The 18,709-nt window shown below is 39.1% G+C and carries 9 protein-coding genes; all 9 read left to right on the top strand.

Annotated elements, in window-relative coordinates:
* Positions 1–236: 236 nt before the first annotated feature.
* The 9 genes from C9E89_RS10325 (at position 237) to C9E89_RS10285 (ending at position 18,628) form a co-directional block, all read left to right on the top strand.
* Positions 237–4,643 (top strand): hypothetical protein, encoded by a 4,407-nt coding sequence (locus C9E89_RS10325; protein WP_107008184.1) that lies wholly within the window; start codon positions 237–239, stop codon positions 4,641–4,643.
* A 2-nt stretch (positions 4,644–4,645) separates the two neighbouring features.
* Entirely contained in the window at positions 4,646–5,539 is an 894-nt protein-coding gene (locus tag C9E89_RS10320; RefSeq protein WP_005028694.1) for a hypothetical protein, read from the top strand.
* 68 nt (positions 5,540–5,607) lie between these two features.
* Complete coding sequence (locus C9E89_RS10315) at positions 5,608–6,036, top strand: hypothetical protein (protein WP_005028693.1); 429 nt, start codon at positions 5,608–5,610, stop codon at positions 6,034–6,036.
* 9 nt (positions 6,037–6,045) lie between these two features.
* Positions 6,046–6,846, top strand: coding sequence for a hypothetical protein (locus C9E89_RS10310; protein ID WP_024160804.1), 801 nt, complete (start codon positions 6,046–6,048; stop codon positions 6,844–6,846).
* A 25-nt stretch (positions 6,847–6,871) separates the two neighbouring features.
* Entirely contained in the window at positions 6,872–7,834 is a 963-nt protein-coding gene (locus tag C9E89_RS10305) for a hypothetical protein (protein ID WP_005028689.1), read from the top strand.
* Positions 7,835–7,846: 12 nt separating this feature from the next.
* Positions 7,847–8,683, top strand: a complete 837-nt coding sequence (locus tag C9E89_RS10300) for a hypothetical protein (protein ID WP_005028686.1) — start codon at positions 7,847–7,849, stop codon at positions 8,681–8,683.
* Positions 8,684–8,688: 5 nt separating this feature from the next.
* Complete coding sequence (locus C9E89_RS10295; RefSeq protein WP_005028684.1) at positions 8,689–9,879, top strand: hypothetical protein; 1,191 nt, start codon at positions 8,689–8,691, stop codon at positions 9,877–9,879.
* A gap of 12 nt (positions 9,880–9,891) precedes the next feature.
* A complete protein-coding gene (locus tag C9E89_RS10290) occupies positions 9,892–11,133 on the top strand; it encodes a hypothetical protein (RefSeq protein ID WP_005028681.1) in 1,242 nt (413 codons plus the stop codon).
* Between the two features lie 208 nt (positions 11,134–11,341).
* Complete coding sequence (locus C9E89_RS10285) at positions 11,342–18,628, top strand: LPD1 domain-containing protein (RefSeq protein ID WP_038350101.1); 7,287 nt, start codon at positions 11,342–11,344, stop codon at positions 18,626–18,628.
* Positions 18,629–18,709: the final 81 nt, after the last annotated feature.

Here is an 18,709-nt window from a genome sequence, read left to right as displayed (position 1 = left end):
ATCATATCTGTGACGATCACATTGACGTTTTAAAAAACAAATACAGGTATTTTATGTGCAACTCTAATCCCTTAGAGGAATCTTCTAATAACTCAGATTTAGTGGATTTTGACAGTGAATTAGACATCACAACTGGTTTTAATTCTGACTTTAAAGAAGACTTTATTTGGAATGTTGATACAGATTCTAAAAAGGACTCTTAAAATCAGAAAGGCCACCTGTCATAAGGATCAAATATGGACCAAAGCCCTAAACAAGATAATTTTGACGAGCAAACACTTGATCAACTGCAAGACGGCCAATCATTAACTTTCAATGAGGGCCTGGAACAGTGGGATGATTTAAGTTTGGACGGCGTGAAATTTCAATCCATCCAGCCTACGCCACAACAAAACAATGTTGCACAAGATCAATCGCAACAATACCAGTCTGAACCATATAGCAATGATCCCCTATCTGAACCTCCATTAATGGAAGAACCGCCAGTCATGCAAGATGATGGGTATCAATATGATCAGCCTATGGGCGGTAACTCTGTACCTCCTGGGCACCCAGATTATGATTACGCTCCCCCTCTTGAAGATACTCGGTTGAACGATGATGAACCGATGTTTTTTGACGAAGGTGATTATGAGCGTAGTAGCTACCCGAACTACGAGAATGAACAGTCCATCATTCCTGAAAACACGTTTGATCTTTCCGCTGTCACTGTCAATGATTTAGCTGAACTTGATCCTGTTCTGATTGGTAAAGTATTTGATGCACTTGAGCAAAGAGATCCAGCCAGTCAATTAGAATTCTTTGCAGACATCGGGCTTGATCTGCAGAATGATGATGATCTTAAGTTTATTGCGGATCTGAATAAAATCCAGACTAAAAACGCACTGGACCAAGGATTAGGCAATATTGCTGAAAATAACAGTTCATTGCAAGTTGAAGACCGTGTATATACAACTGCAGACTCTAAATTATTCCTATCAGACAATGATCCTGATTTCCTCCTTTCCAAAGAAGAGAATCCATTTGAAGCCGTTCAAGTGGCTGAAAAAACCCTCTTTAACTTTGAGACAAAATCTTTTATCACTCAGCCCTACTATGGTTTAAGCCTGAAGGGTGCAACTAAAGAAAATGCCCTCAACTTCCTGAGTAATCGTCAATTCGCGATTGAAGGCCTGATTAACCAAAACCAAGTCGTGCGTGAAGCAAAACAGCAGATCTACAACGAAGTTACGGGTGCACCGAATACCTATTTTTCAGGTGAATTAACCGATAAAAACCAAATTAACGCATTGATGCGCCAAGTGCGTGACTTTTGCTTAATTCGTGGGATTGAAGCTGAAGAACTTGGCTTAGTGCCAAAATCTATCGTCATGGATCAATGGCGTGTGAATAGCGACCATACAGCTGCTCGACTTGAACAACTTGAGATTCACTATCTTGAATTCAATACGGACACGTTAACCAAGGAAGTAATTCAGTTATTAGAAACCCGTGAACATAGCGACCAGTTACAAGCTGCTCTACTTTTGAAAGAACATAAAGAAAATCAGAAGACTAAAGAGACAGTAAAGGAAGATGTTGAATCAGCTGATCCGAATGCACCAAAAGGTACACCAAAGAGCACATTAAACATTGCTGGTGGTCCACAAGACAAAGCAAGTTTGGCTGCAAGTAGCGTTGCCTCTAAAAGCTTTAAGGATATGCGAAATGAGGAAGGTAACGAACGTCCTCCTTTAGCGCGTGAAAATAGCCACGGCCATCCACGAACGGTCGCTGATGAACTCGCTGCGCTCAGTGCAAAAATGATTGCAGTCATGATTGAACTGGTTAAGAAAACAATCAAGTTGATCATTGCAGCGATTATGGCCATGTTCAACAAGAACAAAAGCCTTGATAACCTGAAAAACATTTGGGATAAACCAATCAATCCTGATGTTACCGTTAAAAGTAACCATCCAGACGCACAACAACCCGAACAGCTTGCCAATACAGCCGATAAATCAAAATTGACTGAACTTGGTAAGAATGCCGATATTTTAAAACCGATCTCTAAAGAGCAAATGTTGCCTCTTTTAAACGATCCATATACCACTCAACTGAATAAAGACCGTGACGGCGTTACCTTAGAAGAATTCGATCTAAATGTCGGTAAAGTCTATGCCATTGACGGTGAACAATACATCGTGATTGATGTAGTCGGTAAGGATTCTGTCGAAGGTGTTGAATCCTCTACCCCATTTATCAAACTAGTTAAAGAAGCAGATTTACCGCCTCAAGTGGAAGGTAGCGATGCACCTACCCCGATTACGCCGTTCTATTTAGAAGCGATTGAAGACAAAGTAACGTTTCTCTCAATTGAAGAACTGCATGAAGGCATTAAGTCTGAAAAGATCCATGAGTTTGAAGGTCGCTTTTTTGAACCCATTTGTTCTCAGTACTTAGAACAAGCACGTATGTTCCTTGGTGCCGAATATCCATTAGGGCAAGATCCAGAACAAATGACTGAAGAAGCCAAAGCTTCATACAAAGATCAGTTTATTCAACGTGCCTATCAATCAGGTCAAATAATTTCGGATCAAGTAAAGAAAGTCAAATCTAAACTTTCAAACCTTTTGGGTAAGTTTAAAGGCAATACTGCAGAACAGTCGGCAACTCAATCAGCACCGCAAAGCCAAGACCAAAACAATGACGGTAAACCAATGAACCCTTATGACAGTATTTATGTTGATCATGATTCTGACTTAGAAGCATTCTTTAAAGACCGTCACAACAATGTTTCTTATGCTGAAATTGAACAGTTTGTCGGTATGGTTTATGAAGATGAAACAACCCAAACCAATATGGTTGTTTTGGATATAGCTTCCGATAATCTGGATAAACGTGCGATCGTTGTGCCTCTTTCGGTGATTGAAGATCTCGAAAATATCACTGAACAAGATGTGCTTTATCTTAAAGACATCGTGAATGAATCCTCTACCGTTCCACTGTATGAGCTGGAGTCTGTCGAGCCGATAGACGAGTTAAATGCGCTTGGTAAATTTTCAAGTGAATATTTAGACAAGCTCAAAGCCGATACCATCAACAATACTGCAGAACAGACTAATACTTATGCCAGATCTGCCGAACGTGAACTTGAACTTTCAAAAATGATTTTGGAAGGCAAGCTCAGTGTTGTAGGTGCCATGGTGAAAACGGATTACGGTCAATTCGTGGTACTGACTTCAGATTCGGAAGGTCATAAATCAATTGCACCCGAATACAACGCCGTGGCCATTACTAACCTTGATCGTCAAATTACCACGGAAGATATTATTAATGCCGGTATTACAACGATACCGCGTAAAGATATTTTAGAGTGGAATACTGTCACGGCGCTCAATGAAGAATCTGCCAATCAGGTGACTTATTTAGATCCTGAAGTTTACCAGGCAGTAAGTAATGCAATTCATCAAAATCGCGAAAAAGAATTGATTCAAACTTTGAGTACGTTACAACCCTCTGCAGCACTCAATAGCATCGGTTCAAAAATCATTACGCAAGATGGCAATACATATATTGGTCTATGCGCCAAAGATGATGGCAAATCAGGCGAGTACTACGCCGTAAAAGCTCCAGATAATCAACTCTCCCCGATTGGCGCAAGCTATATCAATGATGTTGGTGTTGAAGTCATTAGCCGTAGTCAAATTGCTGAATTTCAGAATGCGGAAAATAATCAGCAACAACTAATCAGCCATGATGTGTTTGTTACATTGCTAAATGCAGTCAATAACAGCAATGAACAAGAAGTACTTCACCTCTTCTCTAACTTGGACCAGGTGAAACAACAAATTAAAGATTCGTTATTCAGCGAAAAGGAAAGTGAAAAAGTGATTGAACAAAATCAATTTATTGAACAACTGAAAAACAATAACCTTGTGAAAGCCGATCACATTAACGCGCTTAATCAAATTGCTGATCAGATTCAAAATACGCAACTGAAAAATGTTGTTAAAGGTATGGCCTCAACCGTTGTTGCGCCTGAAAACTCTCAAAACGAGATGTATGTTCAAAGCTTTCTACATCTCAACCAACGCCTAGACACGTTACAACAAGATTTAAAGCTTCAAGCAGCATCAAATCTTATGAATGCTGAATATAAGCAACTTTTTGAATGTATGGATGATCATCTAGTACTACCTACTGCGTATGGTGATGCCAAGTTTGTAAACCTTAATAGTGTTGAGCCTCGTATTGTTGAATTTAGAAACTCGGCTGAAACAGGTCAAATCTTTGACAGCTTCAACGCCGTGATTGCCGAAACAGGAAACGTGGAAATTGCGCTTCAGCACTTAAAGCAAGAGATCTTAACCGATCACTATATCGCTGCGATTCATGAGGATGTGAAGTTACACCGTCTAGAACAGCAAGACATGGAAAAAATCAAAGAAGTGAATCAGATCCTTGAAGCTGATTTTGATAAAACTGGCCTACGCTTAGAAGCGCTCCAAGATGGTTTGAATCTCAATACTAAAAACTACTTAGACCAAGTAAAGCTTGAGAAAAATACGACATCTCAATTTTTGAGTGACCTTGATAAGCATATAGATTTAGAAGTCGCACGTAGAAACGATCATGACAATGATCAAACATTGGGGCGTTAATCATGGATCTCTATAAAAACGTAACTGGCGACATCGATGCGATGATTACTTTTGATAAAATCTTAGGTGGTTTTGGTCAAAATACAGTGAATACCACGCGTGAGCGTGTTCAAATCAACTCTAAGCATGAAAAGGTAGAGCGTGAGATTGAAGGTGCCAGTCCGTACCTTAAAAGCGATTATGAGCTATTTGTCGAGCATCACAATATGTTGATGCAAGAGTATCGGGCAACTCAGCTACATTTACGCAATATCTTAGAAAAGAAAAATGAGGTTAAAAGCATTCAAAAGCTTGCGGATCTCTGCGAACGGCACCAGTGCTCCAACATCGCTCAATTATTCGTTGAAAAAAATGAAGATGAATATGTATTGCAATGCTTTCAAGACTTTCAGCAAGACTTAGAAAACAATAATGCTCTCCGAAAAGACTTTAATCACTTTTCAGACTCGTTTGAAGCCTACCGATACAATATGGAGATCTGTAATAAGCTTTCTGGTATCGATCAGCCGTTTACCCTTGAACGTCCGAATGACAGACAGTTGAATTTCGTTATCCATAGTCATGAAAACATCAATAAAACATTGTTGGACTATCAGGCGAAGATCATTGAGCAACAAACAACTGTAGACCAGCTCAAGCAAGATGCTTCCTATACTGCCCTATTTCCGATCGCAACCAATGATAAGAACATGTTCTCAATTGCAGCGACCGAAGTTTATGTAGAACAGTCACCAAAATATCAAGACTATCTTAAGGTCATTAAAAATGAGCTTAAGAACATAAACGAAACGGGTAAAAATACGTTTAGTCAGCATTACAAAGATACTATTACGCAAAGCAATCTTGAAAACGTTAAAACTAAAGAAAGCGCTTCAACTTATAGCAATGGGTTTTAATTAATTTTAAATAAAAACATTTAGGGTGTTTTAAGATAGAATCTAAATACCCTTTAATGGAGTTAAACATGATTCAAACTAAAATCACTGAACCGACAAGAACGCCGTTTAATCCTCATGGTTTTGCAGATGCAACGCCTTTACATGCGTTTTACTTGGAATTATTAGAAAAGGGATTAATCCATAAAGCTCTTGAAGAAGGTAATTTGGAATTTGAAAACCAAAACTTGTTCATGACGATCGATTGGGAATCAATAGACGTTCAAATGGATGCTTATACGTTTGATGTGAAATTAGATATTGTATGTGGCGTCATACTTGATGAACAAAAAGTCACGAATAGCATTCAAGTGTTTATTAATGAGCAAACTTTGTTTATAGCTTCAGCTAAAACCTTTAACCCTAAATCTGGTCTAACGCAAAGTCTTAACTTTGATATTCCTTTACGTGTTTTAAGTCAAATGGGCTATTACGCCCTACCTCTCAAAGAGGACTAAATCGTGGGAATGAGCATAGAAAGCCAAAACATAGCATTGTCTCAAGAGCCTACAACCTTTGTACCAGAAGCTTTTGTACACTCTATTAACTACTTTTGTCAGACCTTAGAGAACACTTTTCATTTTGATAAGCGTTCACTCAATTTCTTTGAACCAGGTACACCAAAAGAATACGGCTTGTATCTTACTGAACAGCATTGCCTTGTTTTTTTGAATGCTTGCAGTAGTGGCTATCTTGGCGAAACACGCAAAGTTACCAGCTTCACCGCTTTTGTGCTTTTAAATCAAAAAAATAATGAATCTGAAATGCTCGACATCACGTTAAACGATCCAAAACGTGTAGAGGAACATTTCAAAACTGCGTCTAAAGATCAGATCAATATTTACTTAAAGAACGTGCATGAATTAAGTAATTTTCTGAAAAATAAGTACTCGGATTCAGGTTTTTTAAAAGATATTGTGACTGAGGAAGGTTTTTCTAAAACCCTAAAGCCATCGGTTTTACAGGAATGCTTAAAAGAGGAAGTAGAGCTAATTAATACTTTAATGTGTTTGGTTAGTACTCAGTTTATATATATTACGACAGCTATTATTTTTAAGCGTCCTATTTTAAAAGAATTCATAAAACTATGTTTAACCAATGAGAAGTATATACTACAATATGGTGAAGAATGGTATTATGATTCTATATATAAGTTCGCTAAAAGGATATATGAGTTAAAACACCTTATAGCTACCTTATATTTAAGTAGTGAAGCTGTAGTAAAAGATGTTGTAGTGCTTTGCGAACTTGCTTCTAAAAAACATTAATCATAACTCTTTTAAAGGGCTAGATATGCGTAACAATCACAAGAAAGCTAAAAGGCTACAACAAGTTCGGGGCAAGACTTTAAGGACTAACCCTAATCTACAAAATGTTAAGCCAGCTTTTAAAACTAAAAGTGCTTTAAGCATTTTTGTTGCTACCGTTATTGGGTGTTCAAGTGCTATTGCAGTTCAACAAAGTTCCGTTGCTTCTGTTACCAGTAATACTCAAAACATGGGTAACTTAAACATCGCAACATCATCGACCATTGCAAGTAGCTCTGGTGGTGATACGCCTTTGTCGAATTCAAATAGCGGATATTATTCGTCTACCAGTTCTAATTCGTCATTCAACTCTACTGCTGCTGAAAACAACTTCATGGCGGTTAAAAAAGGTGAACAAGCAGCTGCTCAAAACATTCAAACCAATATTGAATCATGTGCAACTGATGGGATCGGTAAAGTCGTTAAAGACAACTTAGATCTACAAATGACGGTTTGGGGTCGTCCAATCGATATTAACAAAATGTTCAGTCCAGCTAGTCAAGGTGGCTGTTTTGCTGACATCGGTAAAATCATTGACCTTTCTGTGACTATTCCATCACTTGATACAATCATCAATGCAGCGCAACAAATGGTTGTCGATTACGCGACTAAAAAAGCGTGTGACGCAATGAAAACTGCAAGTACTGAACTTGTTGGCCCATTGAATGATGTTATAGGTGAAATCAACAAAGCGGGTCAATATACTGATGTATCGGGTGCGCTTGGTACTGCTGTGAATGGTCAACTTGGTAAACTTGATCCTGGTCTAGTTATGCCTAGCGGTGCTTTTGAGGGTGGAGATACTTATACAATCAATGGTAGTAGCTCGACTAGTCCAGTTTCTTATTCAACTGATCAAAAAGCCAGTACTAGCACACCGTCTAACGCAAAAACTTCAAGTTCAGAATCTACTTCTGTCACCCAATCAATTAAAGACTTTTTCTCTTAAGTTGGGGGTGGTATGAAAAATAGAAATAATCTGCGTAAAAGAAGAATTACTGTTAATCAGTTTTCACCTGTTAAAGCAATTGCGGTGGGTACTTTAACGGTTGGTCTATTATCCGTACCACTTTTTACCAATGCTTTTAGTCTTGGCACTATCCTTTCTGAGCTTGCAATACAAGCTCAGCAATTGATGGTACGTTCTGCTGTGCGTGTATCTACTCAACAAACAGCGGTCAGTGCAAATCAAATTGTTGATAACCAAACGCGTGATTCAGAAATGATCGTTGCTGGTATTCAAAGTGTCGATAAAAATATTGAGATCAAAAAAGCGATTTTAAATTCTGGTACGAATGCTGCCCTCCCTGATTCAGCTTTTTGTACGGCTCTTGAAGAACGTGAACAAACCGATCTCAATAGAAACTTAAAAGACTTTAACGTTTCTAAATACATGCAAGATGTTTCAGGGAAACTTTTCTCAAATTCAACAGATGAAGCAACCTCACCATATGCGTTTCACTTGGCGACCTCGTGTGGCGTAGAAGAAGCAAAAATGGGTGTCTGTAATTTGATTCCAAATGGTCTGCAGTATGGCGACATTGATACTGCTTTTGTTTTTTCTCGTTCTCGACTTTCTGAACAGCAAGCGACTGTTGCATTGAACTACTCGTCAATTGCATCTAACAACGTTGTTCCAGTCGGATTGATGGAATGCTCTTCATCAACTTGCGTTGATTTTCAAAATAAATACATGGCTGGAAGTACTCTTTCATCACTGGCTAACTATTCGGTGGCTAATAATGTGATGCAACGCACTACACCAAACTCCAATGCTTCAGCCAAATTCTTTGAGTAATGACTATGAGAAAGCGTAAAAATACTTTAAGACAGCCTAAAGGAAAATCAAAGTTTGTACCTGTCATTTTAGGTGCAACTTTGGTGATTAGTAGTCCTGTTTTTGCTGAATGGGCTACGGTTGGTTTGGGTACGATTATGAGCGAGATGTCTTCTCAGATTCCTAAGCATGCAAGCAACCAAGCAAATGATATTCAACAAGTATCTCAAAGTACCCGTAGAAAGTTAGATGATTCGACTGAAAACATCGTTGCAGCGCTTAAAGTTGCGGTGAAGCAAAAGGCGCAAGCTGCTAACCAAATTACCGATGCGACAACTAAAAACACCCAAACTATTGCCTCTGGTATTCAAGCGCTTTTACAGTCAGATACCATGAAAAAAGCACAATTTGCTTATGGCGCCAATACTGGTCAAGGCTTTAAGTCTTGTGAGGTTTTGGCTGAAAATACAAATATGTCGAGTGCATCTGGTCAAGTGATTGATCAAGCAGCTGATATGGCGACTCAAACTTCTCAAGTCGGCGGTAAATTAGTTGGCTCTCAACAGGAAGTGATTAATCAACGCCTAAACGTGCATAAAGCTGAATTCTGTACGGTTGCTGAAGCACAAGCTGGTCAATGTACGTTGTCTAAATTACCGGGTGGCGATACCAATGCTTCCCTACTGTTTAAGTCTGTTGCACCTGGCTCAAAAGAAGCTCTTGCAAGACATTACGTGCGTGAAAACATTTTAGGTACACCAGATAAATCATTGTCTAATGCAACGGCACGTACTCCAGCTGGTCGAGATTATTTGCAAGCAACCAACCAAAAAACAGCTTTACTTGCTATGCCAGCGTATAGCTTGGCGGTTATTGACGCGCAAAATACAAAATCATTCAAAGATATTGACGGCAAAATGGTGTCTGCCAACGATTTGATCGACCAAACAATCGCACGTTACTACGGTGGTCCTGAAGCTAAAAAATGGCAAATGGCGATGGCGATGCAAGATCCACGCGGTCTACTTAAAGAAGCCAATATCATTAACGGCGTTTCTGTTTATTTAGATCTTCAAACTTACAAGCAAAGTTTGCGTGAAGAAGGTTTATTGTCTGCATTACTTTTAGCGAAATCTCAGCCGATAAAAGATGATGTGAAAACGAAATACGGCCAGTCAGTGAAAGTTAAGCTTTCACAAACTATGCCTCAATTTTAAGGAGACTAAATAATGCGTACTCCGAAAAGAACATCACGTAAAGTTATGAAAGCGCCACAAGCGCACGGCTCTCGTTCAAAAATTAGTGCACTCGGTTTAACCCTCGCCATTATTAGCGGTTCTGCATCTGCTTATTACTGTGCTTCCGTGGGCAACCCGATGGCAGTAAATACCTTGAATATGCTTATTCAACAGGCTGATGCGGTGGAAAGCGCTGCGTTACGTGCGTTGGACACAAACTTATCTTTGGGCATTAAAAAGCAACAAGATGATGTGACGGCAGCGATTAAGATCCTGACGAAACAAGAGGCTGTATCTGCTCAAGGTATTTCAGATAACGCACATAAAAACGCACAAAGTCTTGTAACGGCGTACCAAGCTGTTAAACAAAGTGAGCAAATGAAAAAAGCTCAATTTGAGTTTGGTGCACATGGCCAAGCATTTAAAGCGTGTGAAGTTTTAGGCGATCGTGAACAAGCTCAACAAGACAATAAATCTGCTGATAGTTCAATTTTAAATAAAGTTGGCTCTGAAGTGGTTGCTGCGCCTGGTGTCTACATGAACCCTCACAAAGCACAAGAAGCTATGTTACAAGCTCATAATGAGTTTTGTACCACTTCTCAGGCTGCGTCTGGACTATGTGGTGCTGCTGGTGAAAATGCTGGTCTAAGTTTACAAGCTTCAACTTTATTCACGACTGCAGCGCCAGACACGGCGATGGCTCGTGCTCAAAATGCATTGATCAACAACATGGTTGGTCTACCTGATGCTCCAATTGACGGTAGAATTGCGAAAACATCTGCTGGTCAAGATTATGTGATGGCTAAACTGGCGAAAGATGCTTTAACTTCTCCAGCAATTACCTCTTTGAAAGCAATTCAAGCGCAATACTCCCCTGTTGCTGGTGGTGGTACCAATAGTCATGATTCAAGTACCAAACTTGCACCGATGCAACACTTGGAAAAAAGTGTCTCTCGTTATTTAGGTTCAGGGCAAGATTACAAAGACTTTGCTAAATCACAAGCGATTAAAGATGAACGTGGTTTGATGGTCGATGGTTTAATTCAAAGTACTGAACGCTTGAACTTGCAATATCAACAATACAAGTCAAATGAACGTAAAGAAGCGGTATTGGCTGCGCTAGTTTCTGCTGAAAGCAAATTAACTGACGGCTCAATTGAAGTGACTGATCGTTCTAAGTCTACGGGTAACATTCGTAGGATTGCACTTTCACAAGCAATGGCAAGTAAATAGCCTGATTTTTTCATTATCAGGCTGATAATGAAAAAAACTTAAAAAAAAGGGATGGTTTTAAGCCATCCCTTTCTTTGTTTAAAACCCTTTTAGATAGTTTCTTTATATAAATTCTCTTATAATCTTTAGTATATACCGTTCAAAAGTAACCGATGGTGCTTTGATATTTTAATTAAAAGATGCTTATACATATTGCCATGGAGTTTATATGTCAACTAAAAAGAAATGGTTGGATCTGAGTAGCTTTGGCGCTCAACTTGTAGTAACCCCTAAAACTGATTTAAGAAACCAAGCAGCCATTATTAAGATTAAAGATGTTGAGCTTTTAGAGAAAAAGTTGAACACATCCTTAAACAGCTTCTTAACAGGTTTAAAACAGACTGGAAAGTTTGTTTATATCACCAATGAGCAAAATAACGACCTTAGTTTTATGTATAAGAGTTCGCAAGATAGTCTCTCTCTTGCTGACATAAAATCTGTTTTTCCTTACGACTCTAAAAATGACCTCATTGAAATGGATATGTCAGATATATATCTGCAAAACCCAATGAGTAGTGCTGAAAAAAACCAGTGGCAATCCCTATTTGAACTCAATAATCAAAAGTCCGTTGTGCTTTACCAAGCAAAACAGCAAAAACCGTTTGCCCCAAATACAACCATTATGGGTGCGGTTAAACAATTCAATAAAGCAGATTTAGGCTGGAATAAGCTACCGACATTACTGCAGTCCGTAGATCCATTGCCGTTGGCTGATTTAGACAATTACGGGTACCAAGCAGATAAAACACTGACTCGTTATTATGTTGATAAAGAAGCAGCGCTAAATGCTGGACTCATAGAAGATACGATAGAGCCTATTGAACTAAGCAAACAGCTAGTGATTTCGGTTAATTCAGGCGGTGAAGTACTTGCCCTAAAAGATATTACGCAAATTCCTGAGCTGACCAATTATAAAATATCTTCACATCCAGCATGGCCAGCGTATAACAGCTTACCGAAGCAATTTATTGATATTCGAGAGCTGAATAAGGGGCTGAATACGAGCATTGATCCAATTGTGAATGCGCTTAGATCGGATGATCATGCCGTTAATCACCAAGGATTGATCAAGCTTCAAACCTTAGTCACGAAAATCAATGACTGTTTGTATTCATACGAAGAAAACAGCATCCCGTCAGCATTGGCACCATTTGGTATAGAAACAACTGCGTTACAGCTGGTGGACAATGATTGGAAAGTTTGGGAATACAACAACCAAACTTTAGATGTAGAAGAATTCGACCTTGCCGATAAGATTAAGGACCTGATCCAAAGCGTTCAAAATAATATTAATAATTTAAGAACATTTGATCCCTACTCAATTGGTGATAGCAGTTTTGATCGTGAATTAATTTATGAAAGTTTGGATGACATCGGTACAAGTTTAGAAAGCTTGGATCTCAATCAAATTAAGCAAACCATACCGCCTGAACCTAAGGTTCCAGTAAAACGTTTGTTCAATCGAATTGATCACTTTTTTAGACACACCAAGTTTAAGCCGAACATTCCAGAACCAGTCATTAAGGACTCTTTGACTAAACTCGCTTTAATGCGAAAAATTAAGCAAGAATACCTACAAAAAATTGCAAAGCTCAAAGAAGAACGTCAAGCGATTGTTGAAGCGAAAGCAACACATACCATCAGTGAGCGTATTGAAAAAGCGGTTGCGATTCAAGTCGCTGTTGCTACTGAAAATGCGTATGTTTTGGATCAGCAAGCCTATGACGATCAAGCTTATGAAATGGAATTGGCATTAAGTCAGTTAAACATTGCTTCTACGCGTCTGAACAATCTTTATGATAGTTTTTTTGATTCAGTGATAGACCGTGAAGAATACGGCACGGATCTGGATAACTTCCTACAAAGCGTTGTCACCGATGATGAATTGCAAGATGAAATGCAACGTCTATTGGATGAGGCGAACGAGTTTGAAGCTACTCACACCTCAAATGACATTGACATTTATCATTTCAACGTTGATCTAGGTGAAGAACCTAACGGGCTTTGGAATGAAGCTGTTAACCAGTTTGATGTGGTTCATTATTATGATGAACAAGATCAAGAGTTATCTGCAGTCGAAAAGTTTGAATATTCTATTTTGGGATATTCACCATCTCAAGAATCTGCAATGCCAGATTTTAACGATATGGTGTTCTCGAATGCTGTATCAGTGCTGGATAACAGTATTGAGGACATGATTGCGACCAGTGCTGAAAATGTAGGTAAAAACTACTTTTCATTTCATCAGCAAATGCCTCGTATTCTTCAACAACTGCATAGTATTAATAGCCAATTTACGGCGCTTGGTGATGGTGATGCCCATAGCATTGCATCACAATATTTATCAGATGAAAGCTTAGAGCGATTCTATAACCTGTTAGAACAGGACGGTAACTACAAGGGTTTTAATAAGCGCATCGATGTGGCTCATGTGCTTTCTGAGCTGAGTAGCAATATTGGCAACAATCCTGACTCCCCTATCCTTAACCGATTACCTGATATTAGGTCGCAACTCAATCATGCGATAAATGAGGAATTACGTGTACGCACGAATCCTGGTAATGCACTGGCCAACGCGATTGTTTTTGCTGCGACCAATGAAGTTTTGTCTTTAAAAGAAACACTCGAAAAAGATGAAATCTATGTGGTAGACAGCTTTCAAAACTATCTGCCTAAGGTGATACATAAAGACCACTTCAACTCAAATACACAAGAACAGCTTTTTGCCTTAAATAAAAAGGTCGCGGTAAGTATGGCGTATAAGCGCTATCTACAAGACTTTTATCAAAATGCCGTGGGTGAAGAGTCTAAATCTGAGGCGGTTATTGCCATTATTAATAATGAGCACAAGCATATTTTGACGGCACTAGGTTATCTAACACCGACCTACAATGAAGTCACGGCACCAAAAAACTCGAAAATTGAAAATGTCGTCACGTTGACTGAAGAAGCGGTAAAAACCTACCTAGCTGAAGGTAACGCTTTGATGGTTGAGCCTGAAGTTAGCGCACGTTCTTTGGCGGTGTATAGCAGTACGATAGCATCTGATCAGAACTTCATTCGCTTACTACCGATGGATCTAGGTCAAAAGGTTAGTTCATTACAAAAGCAAAAAACCATTATGATTAATGGTGCTTCTTCGTTTGAACATATCCTGAGCTCTAATCCGATCAGCGAAAACAAGCTGACCTATGATGACCTTAAGAATGTAATTCTTAATCGTATTTTGACCAAGGAAGCGGTACCGAAATATGAAAAAGGCTTAAAGCTTGATATTGAAGTTAAGAATGTCTATGAGCATGCATCAAGTTTCTTGCCACTTGAAAAGACCGATGTTAACAGTGAAAATGACTTTGGCAATCTCTTTAAACATGGGCTTGTGCTTGAAGCATTACAATCGACTCCAGACTCACTCAAGAATGGATTCAACCTCAACCGTGATTTAATCAATTCTGCCCTACTGCAGTCATTTGAAAATCGTTCTATTGAAGAATGGACGGCACTAAAAAATAAATCCCTCGAGACAAAAACGGGATCTCTTTTAAGCATTATCACCAATCCTGAACGCATTAAAGAGTTTGAGTTTCCTGAGATAAATATTTATCTCACGGTTTCACCAGCTGATGAACAAAAGCACGGTGCGATTAACTTATATTTCAGCGGTGAACAGATTCCGTCTACCGATCGCTTAATCGTTAAATCAAGTCTGAATGACTTAGCTGCAGACGATAAGGCGCTGTTTAAAGCTTTGACGCTTAGCAATGATTCAGTTTTAAGTACGCAAGAGCAAATGCAGTACTTGATCGACTCATTAGAAAAACGCTATCAGATCTTCCAGTCGATCGAAAACCTACACCTTAAAGAAAAGGTATTGTTTAACCCTGAGTTGGACGATTACAAGGCATTAACTTTACGTGATGCCGATAATCAATACATCGATCCAACGGCGAAACAAGATCTAATCGATTTTGTGAAAAGCAATGATGTGATGACCAATGTTGATTTGATGAACGTCTTTACCGACTACATCAATCAAAAAGAAATGGATCAAGCGTTTGAAAACGGCTCCAAAATTATTGTGGCCAATGACGGTGCTGATTTAGTGATTTCTGTCATTGATAAAGACACACCAGTTTTACAGCATGATCAATTACGGGTTTTTGATAATGTTGAGCAGTTTGCTAAATTCAACGAGCGTGGTGGATTGTTTAAAGACTTCCAGTTAAACGGGATAAAAGCGCATCTTGTGGACCAAGTATTAAATGATCTTGGGTTACGTGAAAACATACTGCAGACAATCAAGGTGCCATTATCACCAAGTTTTGAAAATATTGATGTTAAAGGCCTTAATGAGATTGTGGCTGTTAATATTTCAACATTGGTCAATAAAATTGATTTTGCCTTTGGTGAAAAGCTACTTGAATCTAAAGACCGGTTCGATCTCGCGATTAAAGTTGCCGATGATCAAGCTCCGTTAAAACTGGCCATTGTGAATAATGCCGAACATCAGCAATTTGTTGATCAAGGCTATAAAATTCTTCCTACGCCAAAGCACCCGAACTCTAAGAACTTCTTAATTACTGATTTTGCAAAATCATTCAAAAAAGCAGAATTATTTAAGTCTCGCGATCAAGTATATAAACCTGAACATATGGTTCAAAGCGCACCTGTTGTAGAAGTTGCCCAAGAACCATTGGTTGAAGAACCGACCGTAACTGAGCCTGAAGTTCAAAAGCCTACTGAACCAGAAGTACAGGAAACAACGGTAGAAGTTGTAGAGCCGACTGAGCCAGTTGCTCCAGAACAAACATCACTGTTTGAGTCTGAGGGTAAGCCTGAAGCTGAAGCACCAAAAGAGCCAAAAACAACCAAACCGAAAGCCACTGAGCCACGTTCTGAAGTTGGACTTATTGAAGATACGGGTATGAAAATGCCTGGTGCGAAAAAGGATCTGTATGGTCCACGTTTATCGCTCAGTCAGATTCAAGATATGTCGCTTTTGCAAGTCAAAAACCTAATTACGCGTGACAAAATTTGGAAAAAGGAATCGGTTTTACAAGCAAAAGAAGCTGGTCGAGATATTTACATTCACTTGCTGACTGACGCTGTACGTAAGATGACGAATGATCAGCCACGTTATCCGCTTGAAAATGCCACTGAAGAACAGTTTAAAAAAGTAGGTGCTGGATACTATGACGCTGTTTTAAGTATGCGTGATGCATTAATGGAAGCAAAAACAGTTCGTGAATTTATTCCTAATGCATGTGATTTATACGTTCGTTTGAATGAAGACAAAGATCTGTTCACGGCGTTTAAATCATTAGATCGGTCATTATTTTCATTGGTAGAAAGCTATGCTGAATATGCTGCCACTGACATGATTATTAGTTCTGAATTGGCGAAAACCGATAGTAGTGAAGCACGTAAAACGCTCACTGAAGCACTTCATCATTTAAGGAAAGAGTTACCGCCAGTTAAAGGCACCTACTCTATCTATAAAAAAATACGTAGTGCGATTGATGCCAAACCGTTCCAAGACAAAGTAAAAGCGACTGTTACTTTTAGAAGTGGCAACATTATAGATTCGAGTACGCTATTTAGCAGATCTGATGCTGGTCTATCTGAACAGGTCATGGATCTGTTAACTGCTAAAAAAACCAAAGACGCAACTGCAGAGAATGATGATACTCAAGAAGTCTCGTTATCTGAAAAGAATGTATCGCACATTGTAGATGACACGGCGAGTACCTTAGATGCCCTATTCAAAGAGTATGCTAAGCCTCGTACTATGCGTAAGGCATTCAAGCTCAGTGATGTGGTTGTGACGGAAAACATTGCTTCACGTAATGGCCAAGATGTTACAGCACATACCTTGCAAGCGACCTTTGGATTTAAAGCCGTAGAGTTTGGCGAGTACTTGAACCAGAGCGATCGTCAAATCGCGTTAAATAACGCATATGACGGTTGTTTCGCTCTTGCTAAGGCACTTGATATAGATCCGAAATTTGTTGGCTTTAACGGTATGTTGGGTGTTGCTTTTGGTTCGCGTGGACGTTCCGCTGCGATGGCACATTATGAGCCATCTAACCGTGTGATTAACTTAACCAAGAATTCAGGTTTTGGCTCGTTTGGTCATGAATTTTTCCATGCCTATGACCATCTCATTTTTAGTGCGATGACACGCAATCAACCAAAAATGATGATGGAAAACGTACAGCCTTATCTAACTCGTTTTGCAGAATTGAATAACATTAAGTCTGAGAAGTATGCCAACATTAACCAAGATTTGTTGCAAGCTGCAGCCAAAGTAAATCAAGCGATGTATTACTTGCCAATGAAAAAGGATGACTCGATAGAAGTACTTCGCACGAATCTTGAGAATCAAGTCAAGTTTTATGAAACCAGCATCAAAACGATTTTGGATAAAACATTGGTAGATCAACCTGACATTGTTGATTTGTTTACGCCAGATAGAGACAGCATAAAAGAGAAAATTAATACGTTTATTGCGGAACGTGGCAAGTTGCATACTGAACTATCTTCATTGATTAACTTCGCTAATCGTCATGAAGATCCTGAACTTTTCCAAAAGGACGCCATACAACATAGACGTTATATGCACGTTGCCCAAGGCTTGCATAAGTTCTTGTCTGAAAATGAGTATCCAATCCCACGGACTGAGCTCAACAAATATATCTCGCAATCTCGTTCTGAAATTGATCATGATCGTGTCTTTGCAGCGCAAGTACTTGGTGCAGCGAACAGTACAGTCTTTAGATCAGTTGTATTCCGTGATTATCGACAAATGTTGCGTAGTCAGTTTGCGATATGTGCACTCGACTTCATCAAAGAAAACAGCCCTAAACCATTGTCAGATGAACACTTAAAGTTAATTTCTTTAAGCTTACAGACGAACGATCGCTTAACATCAACTAATCAATCTCAGCTAAAAACTGATTTCTACAAAAATGCGATGGTATTAGAGGGCTTAACAAGTGCTAAGAAGCCGTATTGGACGACCGCACATGAAATGTTTGCCCGTAGTGGTGAGCAGTACTTACAAGTGACCTTAGCAGAAATGAACTTGCGTAATGATTGGCTTGTTTACCCATGTCCTGAAGGTGGTTCATCTTCTGTAACTCAACCGCATGGTATAGAAAAAGATGCAATCATGAAGGAGATTCGCGAATTTACGGTGAAAGGCCTGGACTATATTCAGGAAAATATTGCTGAACTGCGTTTTGCTGATCATCAGCAGTATGTCAGAAATGCAATGCACTTCTTCCAACCGGGTACAGATCAACATGAGAACCTAGTTAAATGGAATGAAGTCATTAATGAGATGTCACAAGCTGAATACGATGAATATTGGACTAAGCTCATGACCAACATTGAAGTACAAGCAGATCCAGAATTAAGCAAACAAAAGAATAGCGATCCTGAATTGGCACTATAAGCAATTTTGAGATCTTGGATGCTATCCCCTGTGGGTGGCATCTTTTTTTTATTTAAATCTTATAAATGGAATCAGGGGGCG

Origin of the sequence: Acinetobacter sichuanensis (assembly GCF_003024515.2) — a bacterium.
Taxonomy (GTDB): domain Bacteria; phylum Pseudomonadota; class Gammaproteobacteria; order Pseudomonadales; family Moraxellaceae; genus Acinetobacter; species Acinetobacter sichuanensis.
Note: the sequence above shows the minus strand (reverse complement) of the source record. Positions and strands in the feature narration are given on the sequence as shown.